This window comes from Dechloromonas aromatica RCB (genome assembly GCF_000012425.1).
The window spans coordinates 672,433-694,516 of the sequence record NC_007298.1 but is presented as its reverse complement, the minus strand read 5'-3'; the positions used below and the strand labels follow the sequence as shown (position 1 = coordinate 694,516).

Here is a 22,084-nt window from a genome sequence, read left to right as displayed (position 1 = left end):
ATCAAGGCCGGACCCCGTTCCGGCCTTTTTCTTTGTACAATCCGCGGCGATTCTACTTGGAGCCCGCCATGAGCATTGAAGACCTTTCCCCCGGCACCAAGGCCGCCGTTCTGGCCGAAGCCCTCCCCTACATCAAGCGTTTCCACGGCAAGACCATCGTTGTCAAATACGGCGGCAACGCGATGACCGACGAGCATCTGAAAAGCTGTTTTGCCCGCGATGTCGTGCTGCTTGAACTGGTCGGCTTCAACATTGTTGTCGTTCATGGCGGCGGCCCCCAGATCGAAAGCCTGCTTGCCCGTGTCGGCAAGAAGGGGGAATTCATCCAAGGCATGCGCGTCACCGATGCCGAGACCATGGAAGTTGTCGAAATGGTCTTGGGCGGGCAGGTCAACAAGGACATCGTCAATCTGATCAACCAGCACGGTGGCAAGGCCGTCGGCCTGACCGGCAAGGATGGCAATTTCATCCGCGCCAAGAAGTTGATGCTGGAGGACAAGGACAACCCGGGTGACCTGATCGACGTGGGCCAGGTCGGCGAGATCGTCTCCATTGATCCGACACTGATCGACCACCTCGACAAGGGGGCCTTCATCCCCGTGATCGCCCCGATCGGGGTCGGCAAGGATGGCGAGACCTACAATATCAACGCCGACGTCGTCGCTGGCAAGATCGCCGAAGTCCTCAAGGCCGAGAAGCTGGTCCTGCTGACCAACACGCCGGGCGTACTCGACAAGAATGGCGATCTGATTACCGGCATCACGCCCAAGCAGATCGACGAAATGGTCGATGATGGCACACTGTCCGGCGGCATGCTGCCCAAAATCGGCTCCGCGCTTGATGCCGCCCGCAACGGCGTCAAAGGGGTTCACATCATTGATGGCCGTGTCGAGCATGCGCTACTCCTGGAAATTCTGACCGACCATGGCGTCGGCACAATGATCAAATCGCACTGACATCGGCACCAGGAATGAAAAGCCCGCAACTGCGGGCTTTTTCAATTGCACTTAGAGTATCGCGATGAAGAAACCTGTCTGGCTATTCGACCTCGACAATACGCTGCACAACGCAACGCCGCATATCTTCCCGCATATCAACCGTTCGATGCGCGAATACATCGAGCGGCATCTGGGCGTAGACGAGCACGAGGCGACGCGTATCCGGCAAGATTACTGGGATCGCTACGGCGCCACCCTGCTCGGACTGATGCGGCACCACGACACCGACCCGAATCACTTTCTCCGGGAAACCCATCAGTTCACCAATCTGAAGCAGATGGTCGTATTCGAGAAGCCACTGATTCATATGCTGAATCGCCTCCCTGGTCGGAAGATCATATTTTCGAATGCACCGAGGCATTATACGGAAGCGATTCTCGCCATCACTGGACTAAAACCCTGCTTTGACGCCATATATTCGGTAGAGAACCTCCATTTTCAGCCGAAGCCAATGCTGGCCGGATTCCGTGCATTACTAAAGGCGGAACACCTCAATCCGCGCAACTGCATCATGGTCGAAGACAGCCTGGCCAATCTGGTCAGCGCCAAGAAACTCGGCATGAAAACCGTGTGGGTAAGCACTGGCTTACGTCAATCGCCCTTTGTAGACGTCAAAATTAGCTCTGCCCTACAGTTATCAAAACGCTGTAGCCGATTATAATTTTCGGGCAAAAACCAATAATCACAGAGGGGATATTCATGGCGAAAAAACCGGGCGAACGCCGCCTGCAAATCCTGCAGACGCTGGCGGAAATGCTGGAAACTCCGAAGGGGGAGAAAATCACCACCGCCGCCCTGGCCGGCAAACTGGAATGCTCAGAAGCAGCCCTTTACCGCCACTTCGCCAGCAAGGCACAGATGTTCGAGGGATTGATCGAATTCATCGAACAAAGCCTGTTCAGCGTGATCAACCAGATCACCACCGAGGAAACTGAAGGCTTCAAGCAAATCGAATTGATCATCGGCCTCTTGCTGCGCTTCGCCCAGAAAAACCGCGGCATGACTCGCGTGCTGATCGGCGATGCCCTGGTCAATGAAAACGAACGTCTGCAAATACGCATCAACGCCCTGCTCGACAAGGTCGAAGCCGCCCTGAAGCAAGCCTTGCGGATCGCCGCAACCCAGGAAAACCTCAAGCCAGATACCGACTTCGGCGCCTTGGCCAATCTGCTGCGCTGCTATGTCGTCGGTCGCTGGGAGCAATATGCGCGCAGTGGCTTCAGCCGCGAACCGCTGACCCAATGGCCGCAGCAATGGCCCATGCTTTACTTCGCCTGCCTGTCGCAATCCGGCGCGCCGGGCGCCTGAAAAGATAAAGGGCGGCCAAGGCCGCCCTTTATGCGTACCGCAACGCCACTCAGCGCTTCAGGTATTCGGCCGCATCAAGTGCGAAGTAAGTCAGGATACCATCGGCTCCGGCCCGCTTGAAAGCCAGCAGACTCTCCAGCACGCAAGCCTTCTCATCCAGCCAGCCGTTCTGCGCTGCGGCCTTCAGCATCGCATACTCACCACTGACCTGATAAGCATAGGTCGGCACCTTGAACTCATCCTTGATACGGCGGACGATGTCCAGATACGGCATGCCCGGCTTGACCATGACCATATCAGCGCCTTCCTCCAGGTCCAGCGCTACTTCACGCAGCGCCTCATCGGTATTCGCCGGATCCATCTGGTAAGTGTATTTGTTCCCCTTGCCCAGATTACCGGCTGAGCCGACCGCGTCACGGAAGGGGCCGTAGAAGCTGGAGGCATACTTGGCTGAATACGCCAGGATGCGCGTGTAGATCAGGCCAGCCGCTTCCAGCTCAGCCCGGATACGGCCAATCCGACCATCCATCATGTCCGAAGGCGCCACGACATCAGCCCCGGCTTCGGCATGGCAAAGCGCCTGCTTGGCGAGCACATTGAGCGTCTCGTCATTCAGAACGTAACCCGTTTCGTCGATCAGCCCATCCTGACCATGGCTGGTATAGGGATCAAGCGCCACATCGGTGATCACACCAAGGTCCGGAAATTCACGCTTCAGTGCCTTGATAACGCGCGGCACCAGACCGTGCGCATTGAAAGCCTCCTCGGCGCCCAATGATTTCAGCGAGGCATCAACCACCGGGAACAAAGCCAAGGCGGGAATACCCAGCTTCACCGCGCGCTCTGCCGTCTTCAGCAAGACGTCCAGAGACTGGCGCTCGACGCCGGGCATCGAAGAAACCTTTTCGATACGCCCTTCGCCTTCCAGAACGAAAACAGGGTAAATAAAGTCATCAACCGTAAGCACAGACTCCCGCATCAAACGGCGGGAAAAATCGTCGCGCCGCATCCGGCGCATCCTGGTTCCGGAAAAACCACCGCTAACTACAGCCATGTTTCAACCTCTATCAACTCGACACTGAAAAATTTTCCAACAACCCGGAACTTATCGCCTTGACCCGCGTCAGAGTTCCCAGATGGCACGCGCTGTCTCCCGCTTCACCTCCCTGAGCGGGTGCCTTGACAACGTTAGGGCATTTTGGCCCCCGGACTCCCCTTATCCGGGGGCCCTTTGTTTTCTTTCTGCTTGATCTCGATATCGAGCCAGCTGGCGAGCACACGCTCAGCCTCTTCGACACCAGCCTTTTTCAGACTGGAAAAGAGCTGAACCGAGTAAAGATCTGCATCACCCCAAGTCGCCACTTCCGCTTTGACTGAACGTAGCGCCTTCGTCTGATCCTGACGGCTCAACTTGTCGGATTTGGAAAGAAGGATATGGATGGGGCGCCCAGTTGGACGGAACCAGTCGATCAAGCGCAGATCAAGATCCGTCATCGGTCGGCGAATGTCCATGATGACGACCAAGCCAGCCAGCTGATCGCGCTTGCTCAGATAAGGCCCGATCAGGCCTTCCCACTGGGAACGGATAGCCTCTGGCGCCTTGGCGTAGCCATAGCCGGGCAAGTCGACAAAATACTTGCCTTCGTCCAGTGTGAAATAGTTGAGGTGTTGCGTTCGACCAGGCGTTTTGCTGACGAAAGCCAGCCGAACCCGACCAGCCAAGGTATTGATCGCTGAAGATTTTCCGGCATTGGAGCGACCGGCAAAGGCGACTTCGCGGACAGAGTCCTGCGGCAAGTCACGAAGATTGGCGACGGTCGTCAAAAAGACCGCCTTCTGGAACAGAGGCATAAAAAACTCGGATGACCCGCCTAGGAAAAGGGGAACTAATATAGAATAACAGGTTTGTAACCTCCGTTCCGGCCAAAGCGCCCATAAACGCGCATTAGGAGTTCGAAAATGATCCGTACAGCGGCAATGGCAATTCTTCTTGCCACCAGTTTCATCACCCACGCTTCTGAAGAAGCCCATGCCAAGGCAGACCCCGCCAAGGGCAAAGTCATCGCCGAATCCATCTGTGTCGCCTGCCATGGCGCCGATGGCAACAGCCCAGTTTCCGCTAATCCGAATCTGGCCGGCCAAGGCGAACAATATATTTACAAGCAGCTGAAGAACTTCAAGGCTGCCGACGGCAAGCCGGCTGCTCGTAACAACCCGATCATGGCAGGCATGGCCGCTCCGCTGTCCGACGAAGACATGAAGAACGTTGCCGCCTGGTTTGCCAGCCAGAAGCAAAAGCCGGCTGCCGCCAAGGATGAAAAGCAGATTGCATTGGGCCAGAAGATTTGGCGCCAAGGTGATTTCAAGAAGGGCGTTCCGGCCTGTGCCGGTTGTCACGGACCGGCTGGCGCCGGCCTACCTGCCCTGTACCCGCGCCTGTCAGGCCAGTTCCCGGAATATACCGAAGCTCAGCTGAAGACCTTCCGCACTGAAGAGCGCGCCAACGATCCGGAAAAGATGATGCGCATGATTGCCGCCAAATTGTCTGACGTCGAAATCAAAGCTGTCGCCGAATACGCCGCTGGCCTGCGCTGAACCGCGCTCCCGCAGAGAAAAGGCAGCTTCGGCTGCCTTTTTTGTTTTTCTGTGCTTGGCACTGCACCCCGGGGGGGCTAGACTGGACATACCCATTCCCAACGGAGCAGGAGACAAGACATGAAGACGCTCAAGCAGCTTCTAGCGGGCAGGAATCGCCCGCTGGCCGTCGTAGCACCCAGCGATACCGTCTATCACGCGCTGACCGTCATGGCGCAGCACGAGGTTGGCGCGCTGCTGGTACTGGATGGCGAGCAACTGGTTGGCATATTTTCAGAACGTGACTACGCCAGAAAAATCATTCTCCAAGGCAAGACATCCAAGGAAACCTTGGTCCGCGAAATCATGAGCGACCGGGTTGCTTACGTGACGCCAGGTTCGACACTGGATGAATGTATGGCACTGATGACCGAAAAACGCTTTCGCCACCTCCCTGTCCTTGACGAACAGGGCGGCATTGTCGGCATGATTTCAATCGGCGACTTGGTCAAGGAAACCATCAGCGATCAGAAATTCCTTATCGCCCAATTGGAACATTACATTGCAGGTTGAAATGTCAGGCAGCAGCGTTCATTTTCGCATTCTTGAAGACATCGCCCGAGATCTCTCGGGCGATGTCAATTTCCCCACATGCATGGATGCAGCGATTCTTGTTCGCAACACCTTGAGGAACCCTGACGCCGACCTGGAGCAAGTCATTCAGGCAATTGGTGTCGAGCCCCTGATTGCCAGCAAACTGCTAAGACTCGCCAACTCGGTTAGCCACAACCCTAGAGGGGAGCGCATTTCAGACCTGGGAGCCGCAATTACCCGATTGGGTTTCGATATTGTCCGAACGACATCCCTGGCGGTCGCGATGGACCAGATGTTGAAATCCAAGAACCTGTCCGCTTACGACCGAATTTCGCAACAGACTTGGGAAAATTCAGTGCAGGTCGCCGCAATCGCCCGGGTACTGGCTCGTCATCTGGGCCGCATTCATCCTGATGAAGCCATGCTGGCCGGACTGGTCCATAACATTGGCGTTTTTTACTTGATGTATCGTGCCGCTGAGTATCCGGAATATCGTGATAACGAAGCAGCAATGCTCGAACTCCTCGCCGGATGGCATGAAGGTATTGGCGAAAGCCTGCTGCACATTCTTGGCCTACCCGACTCGATCACCGATGCGGTTCGCGATCAGAATCAGTTGCGCAGCATCGAAACGCCCTGCTCGATCAGTGACGTGCTCCATTTCGCCAAATTACTGGCTGACACCCAACCGGCTTGGCAAACGGCCAACCTCGATGCCCAGCAAACCGAGGCGCTTGCGGCTGAACGCTCACGCTATGCCGATCTGCTGCAAGAGGCCGAGGAAGACATCCTCGAACTACGCGCCGCCCTTTCTGCCTGAACCAGCGGACTTTCTGGCAGTCTGACATTCAGCCCTTGCCGGATTTTCTGTAAGGTTTTCGGGCGAATGCCGACTATTAGGCATTCCTACAGAAAGGAAACGCCATGCTGATTCGTCGCCCCGCCGCCCTCCCTGCCTCTGAAATCACAGATTCGGCAATTTATGCCAGCCGCCGAGACTTCATTCGGACGCTGCTGCTCGGCGCCGGTACCGCTGGATTCGGCCTGAGCTACGGCGCTGACGCTGGCGATCGGACCGGTCAGTCTTTGGGAAGCCTGATCAACAGTCCCTTTTCGTTGCATGACGACAAGCCCACCCCCTTCAAGTCGATGACCAGCTACGGGAATTTCTACGAGTTCGGCCCGGACAAGGAAAGCCCCGCCAAACACGCCCACCGCCTGCGCACTCGCCCCTGGGCAGTGACCGTCGATGGCGAGGTCAAGGCCGCCAAAACCTTTGCGATCGAGGATATTTTGAACTGGGCACCGCTCGAAGAGCGGATTTACCGGATGCGCTGTGTCGAGGGCTGGAGCGCGGTCGTGCCGTGGGTTGGTTTCCCCTTCAGTGAACTGCTCAAACGCGTCGAAGTGACTGGCAATGCCAAGTTCGTCGAATTCTGGAGCCTGGCCGACCCAGAGCAGATGCCTTACATTCGCCTCCCCCTTCTCGACTGGCCCTATCGTGAGGCTCTCCGACTCGACGAAGCGCGTCACCCACTGAGCATCATCGCCGTCGGCATGTACGGCGAAGTCATGCCCAAACAGAATGGGGCGCCGCTGCGGCTGGTCATTCCATGGAAGTATGGGTTCAAGGGCGCAAAATCCATCGTTCGGATTCGTTTTGTCGAGAAACAACCCGAAACAACATGGATCAAGTCCTCCCCTGACGAGTATGGCTTTTACTCCAACGTGAATCCGGATGTACCCCACAAGCGCTGGAGCCAGAGCCACGAACGGCGCCTTGGCGAATTCCTCAAGCGCAAGACCCTGCCTTTCAACGGCTATGCCGAACAAGTGGCTGGCCTGTATGCCGGCATGGATTTAAGGAAAAATTTCTGACATGAGCTTTAACCCCGACGCCCGCCAACTGGGCTTGATCAAGATCGCCGTTTTCATCACTTGCCTGCTTCCCTTTGGGCGTCTGCTATGGGCAGCCTATAGCGATGACTTTGGCCCCAATCCGGTTGAATTCGTGCAGCGGTGGACGGGCAGCTGGACTTTCAATCTGTTGCTGATCACCCTGTGCGTCACGCCGCTACGCACGATCACCCAGTGGCACTGGCTGCTCAGGCTACGGCGTATGCTCGGCCTGTTCTGCTTTTTCTACGCCAGCCTGCACTTCCTTTCGTTCATCGGCTTTGATCATGCCTTCGTACTCGAGGATATTGCCAAGGACATCTACAAGCGGCCCTTCGTCAGCGCTGGCTTCGCCGCTTTCATTCTGCTGATTCCCTTGGCCGCAACATCGAGCAACTGGGCGATTCGCAAGCTGGGCGGCAGGAAGTGGCAAGAACTGCACCGCAGCATTTACCTGACCGGCATACTCGCGACAATTCATTACTTCTGGCTGGTCAAGGCAACGGCGCTACTTTGGCCGCTGGCCTATTCGGTGGTACTGGCCGTCCTGCTTGGCTGGCGAATTCGCGAGCGCCGACGCAAGGCGATTCCGGTACCGCGGTTCCAGTCGGCCAAACCGCTGAAATTTTTCAAGCAGAAACCTGATTGATTTAGCCAAGCACGGGAAAGCTCAGCACAGCAACTCGCTTAGCCCTTGCGTGGCAAATCGAAGCGAACGATCGCCCGGCCATCTGGCGTTTGCTTGGGCGCCGCTTTCCAGGCGTGCCCGTAGATCACCTCGAAGGTTGCCGGCAAACGGCCTTCCCGGCGCATACCTTCGTAGGCAGCTCGGGCGGCTTCCCATGCCTTCCGGCCAGTCAGGCCATGACGCCGCGCCTTCATGGCGCACGCCGAGCCGGCTGCTCGCAAATCGGCAAACATCGCATCGAGATCATCGTAAGTCAGCGTGATGACTTCCATGTCCATGACCGGATCGGCAAAGCCGCAGCCAACCAACATGTCACCAAGATCGTGCATATCGGCGAAGCGCTGGGTGTGCGCATAGCCATCGGCAAAAGCAGTCCGCAATTCCCTCAGCGTATCCGGCCCAAGGGTAGAGAACATCAGCAGGCCACCAACCTCAAGGACGCGATGCGCCTCGGCCAGCGCCGGTATCGGATCATCCAGCCAGTGCAGCAGCAGGTTGGACCACACCATGGCGGCGGATCGGCTGAGCAGAGGCAAATTGGCCGCATCGGCAGCCAGACGCAATGGATCTCCACTCCCGCCGAGACCTAGCCAGCGCTGCCAAGCGGCCCGCGGCGTTCGCCCAGCCGAGAGCATGGCCGGCGAAATATCCAGCCCGATCAGTTCAGCACTGGGATAGCGTGCCGCCAGACCGGGAAAACTGCCGCCGCGGCTGCAACCGAGATCGAGAATCCGCTTGGGCTGAAGATTGACGTAATCCAGACGCTCCTGCATCCGGCGATCGACTTCACGGACGAAAAAATCGCCTTCGTCGTAGGTTGCAGCAACGCGGGAGAAGCGTCGACCGACTTGCTGCCGGTCGACGAAACCCGAATTCAAATTCGCAAGGCTCAAATTGCCTTGACACCCAGGCGGGCGAACAACGCATCATCGCGCTCGATATCCGGATTGCCGGTAGTGAGCAGGAAGTCGCCGTAGAACATCGAGTTGGCACCAGCCAGGAAACACATGGCCTGCAGCTCGTCACTCATTTCCTGACGGCCGGCCGACAGGCGAACCCAGGAAGTCGGCATGGCGATACGGGCTGCAGCGATCGTCCGCACGAACTCGAAAGGATCGAGACGCGGATTGTCAGCCAGCGGCGTACCGGGAATCGGCACCAGATTGTTGATCGGCACGGATTCCGGCGGTTTCGGCAGGTTGGCCAGTTGGACGATCAGTGCGGCGCGATTCTTGCGCGATTCGCCCATGCCGATAATGCCACCCGAGCAGACGTTGATGCCGGCATCACGCACCTGATCCAGCGTATCGAGACGGTCGTCATGCGTATGGCTCTTGATGACCTGACCGTAGAATTCCTTGTCGGTATCGAGATTATGGTTGTAATAATCGAGACCGGCGTCCTTCAGCTTTTCAGCCTGGCCATCCTTCAGCATGCCCAGCGTCACACAGGTTTGCATGCCGAGCGCCTTCACTTCGCGCACCATGTCGAGCACGCGGTCGAGGTCATTGTCCTTTGGCCCCTTCCAGGCAGCGCCCATGCAGAAACGGGAGGCGCCCTTGTCCTTGGCGGCCTTGGCCGCAGCAACGACCTGGTCGAGCGGCATCAGGCGCTCGCGCTCGGTATCGGTATCGTAGCGAGCCGATTGCGAGCAGTAGCTGCAATCTTCGGAGCAACCTCCGGTCTTGACGGACAACAGCGTCGAGCGTTGAATGGCATTCGGGTCGAAATTTTCGCGGTGCACGCCTTGGGCACGCCAGATCAAATCCATCAGAGGCATGTCGTAAAGACCAAGCACTTCCTCAACCGTCCAGCGACGGGCAGGGGCGGACGGGGAAGCAGAGGAAACGGCGGCGAGGGAGCTAGCTTGCATGAGAGGCCTTGCGTAAGAAATACTATAAAAATCAGATGCGAAGCGCATCGGTAATTATGAATTATCACGGACGCTCCGGCTCAATGTCAATTTTACCCCACCCCGGCGGACTCAAGGGCCTCGCCAGAAAACTCGGCAATGCACTATTACCCGGCAGTTGCCTGCTTTGTGGCGCGAACAGCCGGGACGAATTGCTCTGCCCGGAATGCAACGCGGACCTGCCCGGCCTCCCGCCCCAGCTTTGTCCGCTTTGTGCCGACCAGACCACGCACGGCGAACGCTGCGGCGCCTGCCTGAAAGATGCCCCCTGTTTCGACCGCACCATCGCTCTTTTTCACTATGATTTCCCACTCGACCGGATCATTCACGCGCTGAAATACGGTCACCAACTGGCTGTGGCTCCCTGGTGCAGCCGACGCCTGGGCAGGCGGATAGCGGCAAATGAACTCGACTTGATCATTCCCCTCCCTCTGCATCCGCAACGCCTGATTGAGCGCGGTTTCAACCAGTCGGCTGAAATTGCACGAACGCTGGGCAACGATCTGAACATTCCGGTCGACCACACCAACGTGTTGCGCACGCGCCCTACAGCACCCCAGGCTGATCTCCCGCACAAGGAACGCAAGAAGAACGTGCGTGGCGCCTTCGAATGTCGCACCGATCTCAGCGGCCGGCGCCTGTTGCTGATCGACGATGTCATGACGACCGGCGCCACCGTCAATGAATGCGCCCGCGTCCTGAAATTGCATGGCGCGGCATCGGTCACGGTCGCCGTGATTGCCCGTGCGCTCAGGCACTGATTCCGTGTTTTAATCCGCCCCCTTTGATCGTTGGAAGCCAGTCGCGTGTTTGCCGTCGTTCTCTACCGCCCGGAAATTCCGCCCAACACGGGCAACATCATCCGCATGTGCGCCAATACCGGCGCCGAACTGCATCTGGTCGAACCGCTGGGCTTTGACCTCAGCGACAAGCATCTGCGCCGGGCTGGCCTGGACTATCACGAATACGCGCGCATCGTACGCCATGCCGACTGGGCTGCCTGCAAGGCCGCACTGGCTGGACGGCGGCTTTTTGCGATGACCACCAAGGGAACAGCCAGCCCGTTCTCCACGGCGCTTGAGGCAAACGACGTTTTTGTCTTTGGCTGCGAAACGAGCGGCTTGCCACCCGAAATACGGGCTGAATTCAGCCCGGAACGATGCTTGCGTTTGCCGATGCTACCCGGGCAACGCAGCCTCAATCTGTCGAATGCGGCGGCGGTGACTGTTTTTGAAGCCTGGCGCCAGACCGGCTTCCCGGGTTCGCTTTAAGCCAGCTCTTCCTTGGGATCGCGGGCCATCAACTGCTCAACCGCCTGAGCTGCCGTCAGACGGCCATCAAGAACGGCCGCAACAGCCGCACTGATCGGCATCTCGACGCCGAGCCTGGCCGCCAGCCGATCGACTTCCCGGGCGGTATAAACACCTTCAGCGACGTGCCCCAGCTCTTCAAGGATCTGCGGCAGCGACTTGTTCTGCGCCAACGCCAAACCAACCCGACGATTGCGCGACAGATCGCCAGTACAGGTCAGGATCAGATCGCCCATGCCAGCCAGCCCCATGAAAGTCTGGCGTTCAGCCCCCAGCGCCAGACCGAGGCGGGCGATTTCAGCCAGGCCACGGGTCATCAGCGCAGCACGGGAATTCAGGCCGAGGCCAAGCCCATCACAAACACCGGTGGCAATGGCCAGGACATTCTTGACCGCACCACCGACCTCGACGCCAACCAGATCATCATTGGCATAAATGCGCAGGCGGGTCGTGTGCAATTGGCGAGCGGCCTCACGGGCAAAGGCCGGATCATTCGTGGCCAGCGATACCGCCGTCGGCTGCCCTGCGGCAACCTCTTCCGCAAAGCTCGGGCCGGAAAGGGCACCACAGAGCGCCTCCTTGCCTAGCACCTCGGCAACCACCTGATGCGGCAACTTGCCACTACCGGCCTCAAAACCCTTGCACACCCAAAGCACCGGAAGCTTGCAACCAAGTGCCTGCAAGCGCTCGACCGTCGGCCGCAGTCCGGCAATCGGCGTAGCGACAACAAGCAACTCGGCACCGGCAACGGCCACCTCGAAATCAGTCGACACAGCGACTGACTCCGGCAATTTGTAGCCAGGAAAGAAGCGGTGATTTTCGCGAGTTTTGCGCAGATCATCCGCGACATCTACCTCACGGGACCAGAGCGTCAGATCATGCTTGCCGGAGAAGGCGATGGATAGCGCCGTCCCCCAAGCGCCAGCACCAAGCAGCGTTATCTTCATAGCCCCCAAACCTGCGTCGAACGGATATAGCCCGTTGCGCCATCACGATGGCGTACCTTGGCCCAGCCTGGAGATGCGGATTCGACAAACTCGACGGCAACCCACTTGTCGAGTTCGGCGAGCACCGCTGCCTCTGCCTTGTCCGCCTGGCGGATTTCGGCTCGCGGCGAGGTGACCACCAGCATCCGGCGTTCGCTGACATTGCGAGACTCAACCCAGGCCAGCGTACCCTCGGCATCACGAACCTTGAACCACCCCTCGAGTCGAACCACCACCTCAACAGGCGTCTGCGCCTTGATCAGATACAGCTTTTTTCCCTGCTGCGACGGCGCGTCGTAAAGGATGGCCGCCGGCACGTTGATCGAGCGATAGTCGATAGCCGACGCTGCACCAGCAGCGCCGAGCATCGACAGGGCGACAAGGACGCGACGCCACATGGTAGCCATCTTATTGAATCGGCACTTCGGCCGGAGCGCCAGCCTGTTCCTGCAGGCGCTGCATGTACATGCCTTCAAAGTTAACCGGTTGCAGCACGATCGGCTGGAAACCAGCACGGCTGACCGCATCGGAAACGGCTTCGCGAGCGTAAGGGAACAGAATGTTCGGGCAGGCAACGGCGATCAGCGGCTCCAGTTGCTCTTCCGGAACGTTCTGGATACGGAATATGCCGGCTTGGCCGACCTCGACCAGGAACACTGTTTTTTCAGGCATCTTGGCGGTAACCGTCACGGTCAGCACCACTTCATACACGCCATCACCAACCGCACGGCCACCCGTATTGAGCTGAATCTCAACCTGCGGCTGCTCGCGCTCAAGGAAAATCTCCGGCGCATTCGGCACTTCGACCGACAGATCCTTGACGTAGAGCTTTTCAATACCAAAAACGGGCTGTTCGTTTTGTTCCATGGTTTTCTTTCAGAGATTAAATCGGTTCGGTTCAACCTTCGAGCAGGGGCTTCAACTGGCCCGCTGCATCGAGAGCGTAAAGATCGTCACAGCCACCCACGTGGGTGTCACCGATGAAGATCTGCGGTACGGTACGCCGCTTGGTTTTCAGCATCATTTCATCGCGGCGCTCGGGATCTAGATCAACCCGAACCTCCTCGATCTGCGTCACCCCACGTGCGGCGAGCAACTGCTTGGCACGAATGCAGTAAGGGCAGACCGCCGTCGTGTACATCAGCACAGGCGCAGTCATTTGCTCTTGCTACCCTTCTTGATCGGATAACCCGCGCCAACCCAGGCATCGACACCGCCAGCCAGATTGTGCAACTTGTCGAAACCTTGCTTCTTGAGCTCTGCACAAGCCTTGTTTGAACGCATGCCAGTCGCGCAGCAAACGATAATCGGCTTGTCCTTGAATTTCTCAAGCTCTCCAATACGATCAGCCAGCTTGGCCACCGGGATGTTTTTTGCATCCGGCAGATGCCCCGACGCATATTCGTCCGCCTCGCGCACATCGACGATATGGGCATCTTCGCGATTAATGAGCTGCGTCGCCTCGGCAGGAGTGACCGCGTTGCCGGAAGGACGGGCCAATAGTGGCCAGAGCATCGACAAGCCGCTGACAACCACCAGCGAAATCAGCAAAACGTTTTGATTGATAAATTCCATCGGCATTAATCAGGCTCCCGTGCCACAAAATACTTCACGCATCATGCTGACCAATTGCAGCGTTCTCTGATCACCGACCCGGTAAAAAACACGATTTGCGTCCTTGCGAGTGACCAGCACCCCCTTCTCACGCAGGATGGCCAGGTGCTGGGAAATATTGCTCTGCGACGTTCCTACGGCGTCGACAATTTCCTGTACGCAGGCTTCTTGCTCGCCCAGCACACAAAGAATTTTCAGGCGCAACGGATGAGCAATGGATTTCAGCGCACGGGCAGCCAGCTCGATGTGCTCCTGCTTGTCGATCAAACTGAAGGAAGGCGTTTCCAAGATAAAACCTCGTTATCGGTTAATGACGCATTATAAAATAGCGTTTTACGTTTCGCGTAACCGAAATCAATCCGGAATGATTATTGAACGACCCCGTGGTGGCGTGCGCGGCACTTGGCGCTCAGGCAAAAGGCTGACGGTGGCGCTGATAGCCGCCGTTTTCCTTGGCACACCGTTGGTCGACGCCAAGCCATCGGCGAGCGAAAAAAAATCCGCCCCCGCCGTCGCGGCGCCCGAAATTGCCGAAAAACAGGCCGACTTGGGCGAATTGCGCAGCCGGATAGAGGGACTGCGCAAGGAATTATCGACCAGCGAAGAGAACAAAGCGGATGCCGGTGACCGCCTGCGTGAATCCGAGCGTCAAATATCCCGGCTCCAACGCGAGTTGCACGAACTGAACGACCAGCGCAGCCGACTGCAATCCAGGTTAAAAAATCTCGAACAACAATCGCAGGAGCTCGGTGTCACGCTGAGCCAGCAGCAGGCACAACTGGAAAAACTGCTCTACAAGCAATACCTGCGCGGCACCCCGGACTCCCTGCAGCTATTGCTCAACGGCGATGACCCCAATCAGATGGCGCGCGATCTGCACTATCTGTCTGCCATCGCCCTGACCCGCGCCGAACTGATGGGCGAAATCAACGCGACGCTCGACAAGAAAAAATCACTGGCGGCCGACGCCAAGGAGCGCAGCGCCGAACTGGCCGAAATCGAGGTTGAACAACAGAAGCGCCATGCCGATTTGCAAAAGCAACGCGAAGACCGCATGGCGCTGTACGCCCAGATCTCCAGCAAGGTCAGCGCCCAACGCAAGGAAATTGGCAACCTGCAGCAAAACGAACGACGGATGACCCAGCTGATTGACCGGCTGTCGAAAATCCTCGCCGCCCAAGCGGCACAGGCCGCCAAGGCAGCCGAAGCCGCACGCGCCGCCGAGGCCCGCCAGGCTGCGACGCGACAGAAGGAAAAAGAGCGCGAGAAGGAACGGGAAAAGGACAAACGCCATCCCCAGACGGAAGAAAGGGAGATCGCCCGTCCAGCCCCCAATATCGAACCATCCCGACCACGAACAGTCGAAGCGGAGAACCGCTACGAACCGGCAGCCAGCGACGGCAGCTTCGCCCGCCAGCGGGGAAACCTGCGGCTACCGGTGCGCGGCGCAGTCTCCGGACGCTTCGGGTCGCCCCGCGATGGCGGCGGCACCTGGCGCGGGCTGTTCATCAAGGCTGGCTCAGGTAGCGAGGTCAAGGCGATTGCCGGCGGCCGCGTCGTCTTCTCGGAGTGGATGCGCGGCTTCGGCAATTTGCTGATTGTCGACCACGGCGACGCTTATTTATCGATCTACGGCAATAACGATTCCTTGCTGAAGCAGGTCGGTCAGGCGGTCAAAGGCGGGGAAACCGTCGCGACCGTCGGGAACAGCGGGGGCAATCCGGAATCCGGTTTATACTTTGAACTCCGCCACCAAGGGCAACCGATCGACCCGATGAAATGGGCCAGCTTGAAATGAGCAAAACGAAAACCATTAGCTTGACCGTAGGCGCATTCGTCGCCGGCGCACTGATCAGCCTGAACTTCCCGGCACTCGCCGACAAGGAGGCGAAGCCCGGACTGCCGATCGAGGAGCTGCGCACCTTTGCCGAGGTCTATAGCGCCATCAAGCAAGGCTATGTCGAGCCGGTCGAAGACAAGAAGATGATTACCAATGCCATCTCCGGCATGCTGTCCAACCTCGACCCGCACTCCGCCTACCTAGATGCCGATGCCTTCAAGGATCTGCAGGTCGGCACCCAGGGGGAATTTGGCGGCCTCGGTATCGAAGTGGGCATGGAAGATGGCTTGGTCAAGGTCGTTTCGCCGATCGAGGACACCCCGGCCTATCGCGCTGGCGTCAAGTCCGGCGACCTGATCTTCAAGCTGGATGACACCATGGTCAAAGGCCTGACGCTGTCCGAAGCGGTCAAGAAGATGCGCGGCAAGCCGAAGACCCCGATCAAGCTGTCGATCATCCGCAAGGGTGAAACCAAGCCCATCGAATTGACCTTGATCCGCGAAGTGATCAAGGTGCAGAGCGTCAAGTCCAAGCTGATCGAACCGGGCTACGGCTGGGTCCGTATCACCCAGTTCCAGGAAAACACCATTGCCGAACTGGCCAAGCACGTCGCTGGCCTCTACAAGGACGGCAACAAGCTGCAAGGACTGGTGCTTGACCTGCGTAACGACCCGGGTGGCCTGTTGCATGGCGCGATCGGCGTCTCCGCGGCCTTCCTGCCGCCGGACGTCAAGGTGGTTTCCACCGATGGCCGCACTGAAGATGCCAAGCAGGAATTCAGAGCCCGGACGCAGGACTATCAGCGCGGCACCAAGGAAGATTCGCTGAAGGGCATGCCGATCGAAGCCAAGAATGTGCCGATGGTCGTCCTGGTCAATGGCGGCTCAGCCTCGGCTTCCGAAATCGTTGCCGGCGCATTGCAGGATCACAAGCGCGCCGTCATCGTCGGCACCCAGACCTTCGGCAAGGGCTCCGTGCAATCCGTGCTGCCACTCCCCGGCAACACCGCGATCAAGCTGACCACGGCCCGCTACTACACGCCGTCGGGGCGTTCCATCCAGGCCAAGGGCATCACACCGGACATCGTCGTCGAGGAAAGCCTGAATGGCAACGCCGCCGCATCAATGCGTCTGCGCGAGGCCGATCTGGACCGCCACCTGAGCAACGACCGCGACAAGGAAGCCGGCAAGGAACTTCCGAAGGCCGACACCAAGCCGCAGGCCAAGACCTCGCCGAAATCCGGCAAGGACAAAAACGGCAAGGAAGACGCCGAAGACGAACTGCCGCAACGACTGGAATATGCGAGCAAGAGCGATTACCAATTCCAGCAGGCGATAAACCTACTCAAGGGTCTGCAGATCATGCAGAATAAAGCCCAATAGCTCACTGATCGGGAGGGATGATGGCCGGCACAGACCTCAAGAAAAAACGGGAGATTCAGTTCTCCAAGTTCCCGCCCGGCCAGGTGCCGGAAGCGGCCGATGACCTGCAACGGCTGGATGCTGTCGCCATCCAGCCGAAATACGACAAGCGTTCGCTTGGCGTCAGCTATGACCTGAAGGACCACACCTTGCGCGAACTCGACGAGCATCTCGTCGACAAGGGTTATCACCTCGACAACACCTTGATGAGCAAGCTGACCCGCGCGCTGATTTATTACGTCGAGGACACCCAGCTGCACAACCTCGGTGCACCAGAAAAGCGCCTGAAGCGATCCACATCCGAAGGCTACGTCCAAGCCTGGGAGCAACACCCCCACGGTGACCACGACGACACGCCGCTGGAGTGGCGCGAATACAAGTAGTTAACAGGATCGAGGATCGAGCTGTCAGCAAGACCGCTCGCCCCTAATCACCCGATCCCCGATCCTAAAATGACTGACGACCAGCTACTCCGCTATAGCCGCCATATCCTGCTCGACGCCCTGGGCATCGACGGCCAGGCAAAAATCCTGGCCTCACACGCGCTAATCATCGGCGCCGGCGGCCTTGGCTCGCCAGCCGCGCTGTACCTCGCCTCGGCAGGCATTGGCAAGATCACGCTCGTCGATGACGACACCGTCGATTTCACCAACCTGCAGCGGCAGATCCTGCATACGCAGAGTCGCGTCGGCATGGCCAAAACCGAATCGGGCCGACAGGCACTGAGCGCCATCAACCCGGAAATTTCCATCGTTCCGCTGCAACAGCGTCTATCCGGTACCGAGCTTGACGCTCTGGTCGCCAGCGCCGATATCGTGCTCGATTGCACCGACAATTTCGCGACCCGCCACGCCATCAATCGCGCCTGCGTCCTTCACAAAAAATCGCTGATTTCCGGCGCCGCCATCCGTTTCGACGGCCAGATCAGCGTCTACGACCTGCGCCGCGACGATTCGCCGTGCTACCACTGCCTGTTTCCGGAGGGCGAGGATGTCGAGGAAGTGCGCTGTGCAGTCATGGGGGTTTTCGCCCCGCTGACCGGCATCATCGGCACCATGCAGGCAGCGGAAGCCCTCAAGCTGGCCGCCGGCATCGGCGAATCACTGACCGGCCGGCTGCTGCTACTCGACGCCTTAACGATGGAATGGCGAACCGTCCGCTTCAAGAAGGACAGCGGCTGCGCCGTGTGCGGGCCGAATGCTGACGCGCACTGATTGAGATGCGAAGACTGGCCGCAGGCAGGCGTCAGCGCGCGTCAGAATTGCCCAGGCGGGCAAGCACCCGAATATCTGCCCCGACCTGACGCAGGTCACGAATCTGCAAGCGCTGCTTGCCGTCCAGCGTAGTCAGTTCCGGCAAGTTGAACAGGCCGCTCGCTTGATGGCCGATCAGGCAGGGGGCCAGATAAAGCAGCAGTTCATCGACCAGGCCTTCGCGCAGCAACGAGCCATTCAGCTTGAAGCCTGCTTCGGCATGCACTTCGTTGATACCACGCTGCCCCAGCGCAACAAGCAGCGCGATCAAATCCACCTTGCCCGACGGATTGGGCAGGATAAGCACGTCAGCGCCAAGCGAGCGCAGTGACTCGATTCTTGCGTTGTTCTCAACGGCTCCCGCGATCAGGACCGGGCCGCCTTGCAGAATCCGGGCGTTTACCGGCGTTTCCAGCTTGCTGTCGACAACCACTCGCAGGGGTTGGCGGGTCGTCGCCACATCACGCACTGACAGTTGCGGGTCGTCGTCGCGCACCGTACCGATGCCGGTCAGAATCGCGCAAGCGCGTGCCCGCCAGGCATGGCCATCGCGGCGGGCATCCGGGCCGGTAATCCACTGGCTGACGCCATTGTTCAATGCGGTCTTGCCATCCAGGCTGGCTGCCACCTTCAGGCGCAGCCAGGGCCGACCACGGGTCATGCGCGAGACGAAACCGATATTGAGTTCGCGCGCCTCGTTTTCGAGCAGGCCACTCGCCGTTTCGATACCCGCCGCCCGCAACAAGGCCAGGCCTTTACCGGAGACCAGCGGATTGGGATCGGTCATCGCTGCCACAACACGGGAGACCCCGGCCGCGATCAGGGCTTCGGCACACGGCGGTGTGCGACCGTGGTGACTGCACGGTTCCAGGGTCACGTAGGCGGTAGTACCTTTCGCCCTCTCACCGGCCGAGCGCAAGGCGTGAACTTCGGCATGCGGCTCCCCGGCCTTCTCGTGCCAGCCTTCGCCGACAATCTCGCCGTCACGGACCAGCACACAGCCAACACGGGGATTCGGCGACGTCGTCCACAAGCCGCGCTCAGCCAGTTGCAGGGCGCGGGCCATCATGCCGTGGTCGACGGCGGAAAAGCTCATTTTTTCTTGGCGGCGGGAGAGACTTCGCGGATCGCCCTGGAGAAGGCATCCACGTCTTCAAAATTGCGATAGACCGAGGCGAAGCGGATATAGGCCACCTTGTCGAGCTTCTTCAACTCGCGCATGACCAGTTCGCCCAGCTGCTGCGTTGTCACCTCGCGCTCACCTGCCGACAGCAGGCGCTCTTCAATATCGGCCACCGCCGCATCGACCGACTCAATGGAAACTGGCCGCTTGCGGAGCGCCAGTTCCAGACTGGCCCGCAGTTTTGCCCGGCTGAACTCGGTACGCAGACCATTTTTCTTGACCACCTGCGGCAGCTGGATTTCAGCCCGCTCGTAGGTGGTAAAACGTTTGTCGCAGGCATTGCACTTTCTGCGACGACGAACGACGTCAGCCTCGTCATTGAGACGGGTATCGGCTACCGCCGTATCTTCGGCACCGCAGAAAGGACATTTCACATCAAACTCCTGAAAACTTCAGTGCGCTGCCCGAACAAGGCGACGCCCCCGCTGACAGTAGATCAACTACGGCAAGGGGGCGCAACGCAGGGCGGGCAAGCGCTGAAATTTTCTTAGGCGCCGTAGACCGGGAACTTCTTGCACAGGGCCGAAACTTTCTCGCGAACAGTTGCGGCCACGGCTTCGTCGCTCGGTGCTTCCAGCACATCAGCAACCAGATGAGCGATCTGCTCGGCTTCGATTTCGGTGAAACCGCGCGTCGTCATGGCCGGCGAACCGATACGGATGCCGGAGGTAACAAACGGCTTCTGCGGGTCGTTCGGGATGCCGTTTTTGTTGACCGTGATGTGGGCGCGGCCCAGAGCGGCTTCGGCATCCTTGCCGGTGATGTTCTTGGCGCGCAGGTCGAGCAGGAAGACGTGGCTTTCGGTACGGCCAGAAACGATGCGCAGACCGCGCTCTTCACCGAGCACGCGCGCCATGACGCGGGCGTTGTTGATGACCTGTTCCTGGTAGTTCTTGAACTCGGGCGTCGCGGCTTCCTTGAAGGCGACGGCCTTGGCGGCGATCACATGCTCCAGCGGACCGCCTTGCAGGCCCGGGAAGATGGCGGAATTGAGGGCCTTTTCGTGCTCGGCCTTCATCAGGATGACACCACCGCGTGGGCCGCGCAGGGTCTTGTGCGTGGTCGAGGTCACGACATCGGCGAAAGGCACCGGGTTCGGGTAGAATCCGGCGGCGATCAGACCGGCGTAGTGGGCCATGTCGACCCAGAAAATGGCGCCGACTTCCTTGGCGATCTTGGCGAAGCGTTCCCAGTCGATGCGCAGGGCGTAGGCGGAGGCACCGGCGACGATGATCTTCGGCTTGTGCTCGCGGGCCAGCGCTTCCATCTTGTCGTAGTCGATCTCTTCCTTTTCATTCAGGCCGTAGGAGACGACGTTGAACCACTTGCCGGACATGTTCAGCGCCATGCCGTGGGTCAGGTGGCCGCCTTCGGCCAGGCTCATGCCCATGATGGTGTCGCCTGGCTTGGCGAAGGCCATCAGCACGGCCTGGTTGGCCTGCGAACCGGAATTCGGCTGGACGTTGGCGGCTTCGGCGCCGAACAGCTTCTTCAGGCGGTCGATGGCGATCTGCTCGGCGACGTCAACGTATTCGCAGCCACCGTAGTAGCGCTTACCCGGGTAGCCTTCGGCGTACTTGTTGGTCAGCTGGGAGCCTTGGGCTTCCATGACAGCCTTGCTCACGTAGTTTTCGGACGCGATCAGTTCGATGTGGTCTTCCTGACGCTGTACTTCGGCCTGAATGGCCTGCCAGAGTTCAGGGTCAACTTTTGCCAGGGTGTCTTTCGCGGAAAACATGTCAAATGCCTCAAGCCATTGAAAAGGGGTGAAATTTTATCACGCCGGAAGCTCATCAAGGGCGCCCGGCTCCAGATGGTCCGTTTCGCCCCAGGTTTCGAGGTGCCAGACGCCATCTGCCAGTGCAATCCAGTTGATGCCCGCATTGGGAATCAGGAAATCGCGCGGCATCTCCAGCGGGTTGCCACGCACAAAACGATTGATGACGTCGAGCACACCGCCATGCAGGACCACCGCGATCACCCCGCCAGGGTGTCGCGCGGCCAGCTCTTTCAGTTTGCCGGTGACACGCTCAAACATGACATGAAGGCTCTCGCCATTCTCGAAATCGTAATCGGCATTGCGCCCTTCGAAAGCGGCATAGCCAGCCGGATGCTTCGACTTGGCCTCATCGTAGGTCAGCCCCTCGAAAACACCATAACGACGCTCGCGCATTTCCGGCACGGCGGTCGGCTGCAGGCCGAGCTCAGCCCCGATCGCCAGCGCCGTCGTCCACGCCCGTTTGAGATCGCTGCTATAGAGCGCGATAATGCCCGCCTGCTTCAACCAGCGCCCGGCCGCCACGGCCTGCCGCTGGCCGGTTTCGTTAAGGCAGATATCGATCTGGCCCTGGATGCGCCGTTCGGCGTTCCACTCTGTCTCGCCATGGCGCACCAGACAGATGCGAGTGAGTCGGGTTGTAGGGATTTCCACCATTTTCCGCCTATGCCCTTCGCTGTAAATTTGGCCCACTGGGATTTCAATTAACCCCGACCACTTCAAGAAATCG

The 22,084-nt window shown here is 58.9% G+C and carries 28 protein-coding genes; 14 read left to right on the top strand and 14 right to left on the bottom strand.

Annotated elements, in window-relative coordinates; translation table 11 throughout:
• Nucleotides 1-68: 68 nt before the first annotated feature.
• The 3 genes from argB (at nucleotide 69) to slmA (ending at nucleotide 2,306) form a co-directional block, all read left to right on the top strand.
• Nucleotides 69-956: an acetylglutamate kinase gene (gene argB, locus DARO_RS03250; RefSeq protein ID WP_011286395.1), complete on the top strand. Its 888-nt coding sequence runs from the start codon at nucleotides 69-71 to the stop codon at nucleotides 954-956.
• 64 nt (nucleotides 957-1,020) lie between these two features.
• Nucleotides 1,021-1,659: a pyrimidine 5'-nucleotidase gene (locus DARO_RS03245; protein ID WP_011286394.1), complete on the top strand. Its 639-nt coding sequence runs from the start codon at nucleotides 1,021-1,023 to the stop codon at nucleotides 1,657-1,659.
• Between the two features lie 38 nt (nucleotides 1,660-1,697).
• Complete coding sequence (slmA, locus tag DARO_RS03240; protein ID WP_011286393.1) at nucleotides 1,698-2,306, top strand: nucleoid occlusion factor SlmA; 609 nt, start codon at nucleotides 1,698-1,700, stop codon at nucleotides 2,304-2,306.
• Nucleotides 2,307-2,355: 49 nt separating this feature from the next.
• Here slmA and hemB read toward each other — a convergent pair whose 3' ends face one another.
• Nucleotides 2,356-3,360, bottom strand: coding sequence for a porphobilinogen synthase (gene hemB, locus DARO_RS03235; RefSeq protein ID WP_011286392.1), 1,005 nt, complete (start codon nucleotides 3,358-3,360; stop codon nucleotides 2,356-2,358).
• A gap of 134 nt (nucleotides 3,361-3,494) precedes the next feature.
• Nucleotides 3,495-4,157, bottom strand: a complete 663-nt coding sequence (gene yihA / locus DARO_RS03230; protein WP_011286391.1) for a ribosome biogenesis GTP-binding protein YihA/YsxC — start codon at nucleotides 4,155-4,157, stop codon at nucleotides 3,495-3,497.
• 108 nt (nucleotides 4,158-4,265) lie between these two features.
• On the opposite strand from yihA, the gene DARO_RS03225 reads away from it, so the two are divergent.
• The 5 genes from DARO_RS03225 (at nucleotide 4,266) to msrQ (ending at nucleotide 8,019) form a co-directional block, all read left to right on the top strand.
• Nucleotides 4,266-4,901: a cytochrome c4 gene (locus tag DARO_RS03225; protein WP_011286390.1), complete on the top strand. Its 636-nt coding sequence runs from the start codon at nucleotides 4,266-4,268 to the stop codon at nucleotides 4,899-4,901.
• A gap of 120 nt (nucleotides 4,902-5,021) precedes the next feature.
• Complete coding sequence (locus DARO_RS03220; protein WP_011286389.1) at nucleotides 5,022-5,453, top strand: CBS domain-containing protein; 432 nt, start codon at nucleotides 5,022-5,024, stop codon at nucleotides 5,451-5,453.
• Nucleotide 5,454: 1 nt separating this feature from the next.
• Complete coding sequence (locus DARO_RS03215; RefSeq protein ID WP_011286388.1) at nucleotides 5,455-6,294, top strand: HDOD domain-containing protein; 840 nt, start codon at nucleotides 5,455-5,457, stop codon at nucleotides 6,292-6,294.
• Between the two features lie 104 nt (nucleotides 6,295-6,398).
• Nucleotides 6,399-7,352 carry a protein-methionine-sulfoxide reductase catalytic subunit MsrP gene (msrP, locus tag DARO_RS03210; protein ID WP_011286387.1) on the top strand — a complete coding sequence of 318 codons (954 nt, stop codon included), beginning with the start codon at nucleotides 6,399-6,401 and terminating at the stop codon, nucleotides 7,350-7,352.
• 1 nt (nucleotide 7,353) lies between these two features.
• Entirely contained in the window at nucleotides 7,354-8,019 is a 666-nt protein-coding gene (gene msrQ, locus DARO_RS03205) for a protein-methionine-sulfoxide reductase heme-binding subunit MsrQ (protein ID WP_011286386.1), read from the top strand.
• A gap of 38 nt (nucleotides 8,020-8,057) precedes the next feature.
• On the opposite strand, the gene DARO_RS03200 is transcribed toward msrQ, so the two are convergent.
• Together DARO_RS03200 and bioB are read right to left on the bottom strand one after the other, a co-directional pair.
• Nucleotides 8,058-8,951 (bottom strand): methyltransferase domain-containing protein, encoded by an 894-nt coding sequence (locus DARO_RS03200; protein WP_011286385.1) that lies wholly within the window; start codon nucleotides 8,949-8,951, stop codon nucleotides 8,058-8,060.
• Complete coding sequence (gene bioB / locus DARO_RS03195) at nucleotides 8,948-9,931, bottom strand: biotin synthase BioB (RefSeq protein WP_011286384.1); 984 nt, start codon at nucleotides 9,929-9,931, stop codon at nucleotides 8,948-8,950. Before bioB ends, DARO_RS03200 begins: the two co-directional genes overlap by 4 nt.
• 83 nt (nucleotides 9,932-10,014) lie before the next feature.
• On the opposite strand from bioB, the gene DARO_RS03190 reads away from it, so the two are divergent.
• Entirely contained in the window at nucleotides 10,015-10,731 is a 717-nt protein-coding gene (locus DARO_RS03190; protein WP_041224182.1) for a ComF family protein, read from the top strand.
• Nucleotides 10,732-10,776: 45 nt separating this feature from the next.
• Nucleotides 10,777-11,241, top strand: coding sequence for a tRNA (cytidine(34)-2'-O)-methyltransferase (locus DARO_RS03185; RefSeq protein ID WP_011286382.1), 465 nt, complete (start codon nucleotides 10,777-10,779; stop codon nucleotides 11,239-11,241).
• Here DARO_RS03185 and DARO_RS03180 read toward each other — a convergent pair.
• The 6 genes from DARO_RS03180 to DARO_RS03155 are packed head-to-tail and all read right to left on the bottom strand — an operon-like array spanning nucleotide 11,238 to nucleotide 14,147.
• Nucleotides 11,238-12,227 (bottom strand): NAD(P)H-dependent glycerol-3-phosphate dehydrogenase, encoded by a 990-nt coding sequence (locus DARO_RS03180; protein WP_011286381.1) that lies wholly within the window; start codon nucleotides 12,225-12,227, stop codon nucleotides 11,238-11,240. The two genes, DARO_RS03185 and DARO_RS03180, sit on opposite strands and share 4 nt — an antisense overlap.
• Nucleotides 12,224-12,673, bottom strand: coding sequence for an SH3 domain-containing protein (locus tag DARO_RS03175; RefSeq protein WP_011286380.1), 450 nt, complete (start codon nucleotides 12,671-12,673; stop codon nucleotides 12,224-12,226). Before DARO_RS03175 ends, DARO_RS03180 begins: the two co-directional genes overlap by 4 nt.
• 1 nt (nucleotide 12,674) lies before the next feature.
• Nucleotides 12,675-13,133, bottom strand: a complete 459-nt coding sequence (gene secB, locus DARO_RS03170; RefSeq protein ID WP_011286379.1) for a protein-export chaperone SecB — start codon at nucleotides 13,131-13,133, stop codon at nucleotides 12,675-12,677.
• 31 nt (nucleotides 13,134-13,164) lie between these two features.
• Nucleotides 13,165-13,425 (bottom strand): glutaredoxin 3, encoded by a 261-nt coding sequence (gene grxC / locus DARO_RS03165; protein WP_011286378.1) that lies wholly within the window; start codon nucleotides 13,423-13,425, stop codon nucleotides 13,165-13,167.
• Nucleotides 13,422-13,841, bottom strand: coding sequence for a rhodanese-like domain-containing protein (locus DARO_RS03160; RefSeq protein ID WP_041224692.1), 420 nt, complete (start codon nucleotides 13,839-13,841; stop codon nucleotides 13,422-13,424). The genes grxC and DARO_RS03160 overlap by 4 nt, the downstream gene beginning before the upstream one ends.
• 9 nt (nucleotides 13,842-13,850) lie before the next feature.
• The gene (locus tag DARO_RS03155; RefSeq protein WP_011286376.1) at nucleotides 13,851-14,147 is read right to left on the bottom strand and encodes a metalloregulator ArsR/SmtB family transcription factor; all 297 of its coding nucleotides are present in this window, start codon (nucleotides 14,145-14,147) and stop codon (nucleotides 13,851-13,853) included.
• 97 nt (nucleotides 14,148-14,244) lie between these two features.
• Here DARO_RS03155 and DARO_RS03150 point away from each other — a divergent pair, with 97 nt between their 5' ends.
• From DARO_RS03150 to DARO_RS03135, 4 genes are all read left to right on the top strand, one after another.
• On the top strand, nucleotides 14,245-15,678 hold the full coding sequence (locus DARO_RS03150; RefSeq protein WP_011286375.1) for a peptidoglycan DD-metalloendopeptidase family protein: 1,434 nt from the start codon (nucleotides 14,245-14,247) through the stop codon (nucleotides 15,676-15,678).
• On the top strand, nucleotides 15,675-17,102 hold the full coding sequence (locus DARO_RS03145; RefSeq protein ID WP_049758860.1) for a S41 family peptidase: 1,428 nt from the start codon (nucleotides 15,675-15,677) through the stop codon (nucleotides 17,100-17,102). Before DARO_RS03150 ends, DARO_RS03145 begins: the two co-directional genes overlap by 4 nt.
• A gap of 20 nt (nucleotides 17,103-17,122) precedes the next feature.
• A complete protein-coding gene (locus tag DARO_RS03140) occupies nucleotides 17,123-17,524 on the top strand; it encodes a hypothetical protein (protein ID WP_011286373.1) in 402 nt (133 codons plus the stop codon).
• 69 nt (nucleotides 17,525-17,593) lie between these two features.
• Complete coding sequence (locus tag DARO_RS03135; RefSeq protein WP_011286372.1) at nucleotides 17,594-18,355, top strand: molybdopterin-synthase adenylyltransferase MoeB; 762 nt, start codon at nucleotides 17,594-17,596, stop codon at nucleotides 18,353-18,355.
• Between the two features lie 31 nt (nucleotides 18,356-18,386).
• On the opposite strand, the gene ribD is transcribed toward DARO_RS03135, so the two are convergent.
• The 4 genes from ribD to DARO_RS03115 form a co-directional block, all read right to left on the bottom strand.
• Nucleotides 18,387-19,490 carry a bifunctional diaminohydroxyphosphoribosylaminopyrimidine deaminase/5-amino-6-(5-phosphoribosylamino)uracil reductase RibD gene (gene ribD, locus DARO_RS03130; RefSeq protein WP_011286371.1) on the bottom strand — a complete coding sequence of 368 codons (1,104 nt, stop codon included), beginning with the start codon at nucleotides 19,488-19,490 and terminating at the stop codon, nucleotides 18,387-18,389.
• Complete coding sequence (gene nrdR, locus DARO_RS03125) at nucleotides 19,487-19,951, bottom strand: transcriptional regulator NrdR (protein WP_011286370.1); 465 nt, start codon at nucleotides 19,949-19,951, stop codon at nucleotides 19,487-19,489. The genes ribD and nrdR overlap by 4 nt, the downstream gene beginning before the upstream one ends.
• Nucleotides 19,952-20,064: 113 nt before the next feature.
• On the bottom strand, nucleotides 20,065-21,315 hold the full coding sequence (glyA, locus tag DARO_RS03120) for a serine hydroxymethyltransferase (protein ID WP_011286369.1): 1,251 nt from the start codon (nucleotides 21,313-21,315) through the stop codon (nucleotides 20,065-20,067).
• Nucleotides 21,316-21,354: 39 nt separating this feature from the next.
• Nucleotides 21,355-22,011 (bottom strand): histidine phosphatase family protein, encoded by a 657-nt coding sequence (locus DARO_RS03115; RefSeq protein WP_011286368.1) that lies wholly within the window; start codon nucleotides 22,009-22,011, stop codon nucleotides 21,355-21,357.
• Between the last annotated feature and the right edge of the window lie 73 nt (nucleotides 22,012-22,084).

What these genes read in the sequence shown, in the direction of transcription:
- msrP (WP_011286387.1), top strand. Translation starts at nt 6,399, where the DNA reads ATGCTGATTCGTCGCCCCGCCGCCCTCCCTGCCTCTGAAATCACAGAT.
- DARO_RS03245 (WP_011286394.1), top strand. Translation starts at nt 1,021, where the DNA reads ATGAAGAAACCTGTCTGGCTATTCGACCTCGACAATACGCTGCACAAC.
- DARO_RS03175 (WP_011286380.1), bottom strand. Translation starts at nt 12,673, where the DNA reads ATGGCTACCATGTGGCGTCGCGTCCTTGTCGCCCTGTCGATGCTCGGC.
- ribD (WP_011286371.1), bottom strand. Translation starts at nt 19,490, where the DNA reads ATGAGCTTTTCCGCCGTCGACCACGGCATGATGGCCCGCGCCCTGCAA.
- DARO_RS03135 (WP_011286372.1), top strand. Translation starts at nt 17,594, where the DNA reads ATGACTGACGACCAGCTACTCCGCTATAGCCGCCATATCCTGCTCGAC.
- DARO_RS03140 (WP_011286373.1), top strand. Translation starts at nt 17,123, where the DNA reads ATGGCCGGCACAGACCTCAAGAAAAAACGGGAGATTCAGTTCTCCAAG.
- DARO_RS03115 (WP_011286368.1), bottom strand. Translation starts at nt 22,011, where the DNA reads ATGGTGGAAATCCCTACAACCCGACTCACTCGCATCTGTCTGGTGCGC.
- argB (WP_011286395.1), top strand. Translation starts at nt 69, where the DNA reads ATGAGCATTGAAGACCTTTCCCCCGGCACCAAGGCCGCCGTTCTGGCC.
- secB (WP_011286379.1), bottom strand. Translation starts at nt 13,133, where the DNA reads ATGGAACAAAACGAACAGCCCGTTTTTGGTATTGAAAAGCTCTACGTC.
- yihA (WP_011286391.1), bottom strand. Translation starts at nt 4,157, where the DNA reads ATGCCTCTGTTCCAGAAGGCGGTCTTTTTGACGACCGTCGCCAATCTT.
- grxC (WP_011286378.1), bottom strand. Translation starts at nt 13,425, where the DNA reads ATGACTGCGCCTGTGCTGATGTACACGACGGCGGTCTGCCCTTACTGC.
- DARO_RS03150 (WP_011286375.1), top strand. Translation starts at nt 14,245, where the DNA reads ATGATTATTGAACGACCCCGTGGTGGCGTGCGCGGCACTTGGCGCTCA.
- hemB (WP_011286392.1), bottom strand. Translation starts at nt 3,360, where the DNA reads ATGGCTGTAGTTAGCGGTGGTTTTTCCGGAACCAGGATGCGCCGGATG.
- slmA (WP_011286393.1), top strand. Translation starts at nt 1,698, where the DNA reads ATGGCGAAAAAACCGGGCGAACGCCGCCTGCAAATCCTGCAGACGCTG.
- bioB (WP_011286384.1), bottom strand. Translation starts at nt 9,931, where the DNA reads ATGCAAGCTAGCTCCCTCGCCGCCGTTTCCTCTGCTTCCCCGTCCGCC.
- DARO_RS03225 (WP_011286390.1), top strand. Translation starts at nt 4,266, where the DNA reads ATGATCCGTACAGCGGCAATGGCAATTCTTCTTGCCACCAGTTTCATC.
- DARO_RS03160 (WP_041224692.1), bottom strand. Translation starts at nt 13,841, where the DNA reads ATGGAATTTATCAATCAAAACGTTTTGCTGATTTCGCTGGTGGTTGTC.
- DARO_RS03145 (WP_049758860.1), top strand. Translation starts at nt 15,675, where the DNA reads ATGAGCAAAACGAAAACCATTAGCTTGACCGTAGGCGCATTCGTCGCC.
- DARO_RS03215 (WP_011286388.1), top strand. Translation starts at nt 5,455, where the DNA reads ATGTCAGGCAGCAGCGTTCATTTTCGCATTCTTGAAGACATCGCCCGA.
- DARO_RS03180 (WP_011286381.1), bottom strand. Translation starts at nt 12,227, where the DNA reads ATGAAGATAACGCTGCTTGGTGCTGGCGCTTGGGGGACGGCGCTATCC.
- msrQ (WP_011286386.1), top strand. Translation starts at nt 7,354, where the DNA reads ATGAGCTTTAACCCCGACGCCCGCCAACTGGGCTTGATCAAGATCGCC.
- DARO_RS03220 (WP_011286389.1), top strand. Translation starts at nt 5,022, where the DNA reads ATGAAGACGCTCAAGCAGCTTCTAGCGGGCAGGAATCGCCCGCTGGCC.
- DARO_RS03190 (WP_041224182.1), top strand. Translation starts at nt 10,015, where the DNA reads ATGTCAATTTTACCCCACCCCGGCGGACTCAAGGGCCTCGCCAGAAAA.
- glyA (WP_011286369.1), bottom strand. Translation starts at nt 21,315, where the DNA reads ATGTTTTCCGCGAAAGACACCCTGGCAAAAGTTGACCCTGAACTCTGG.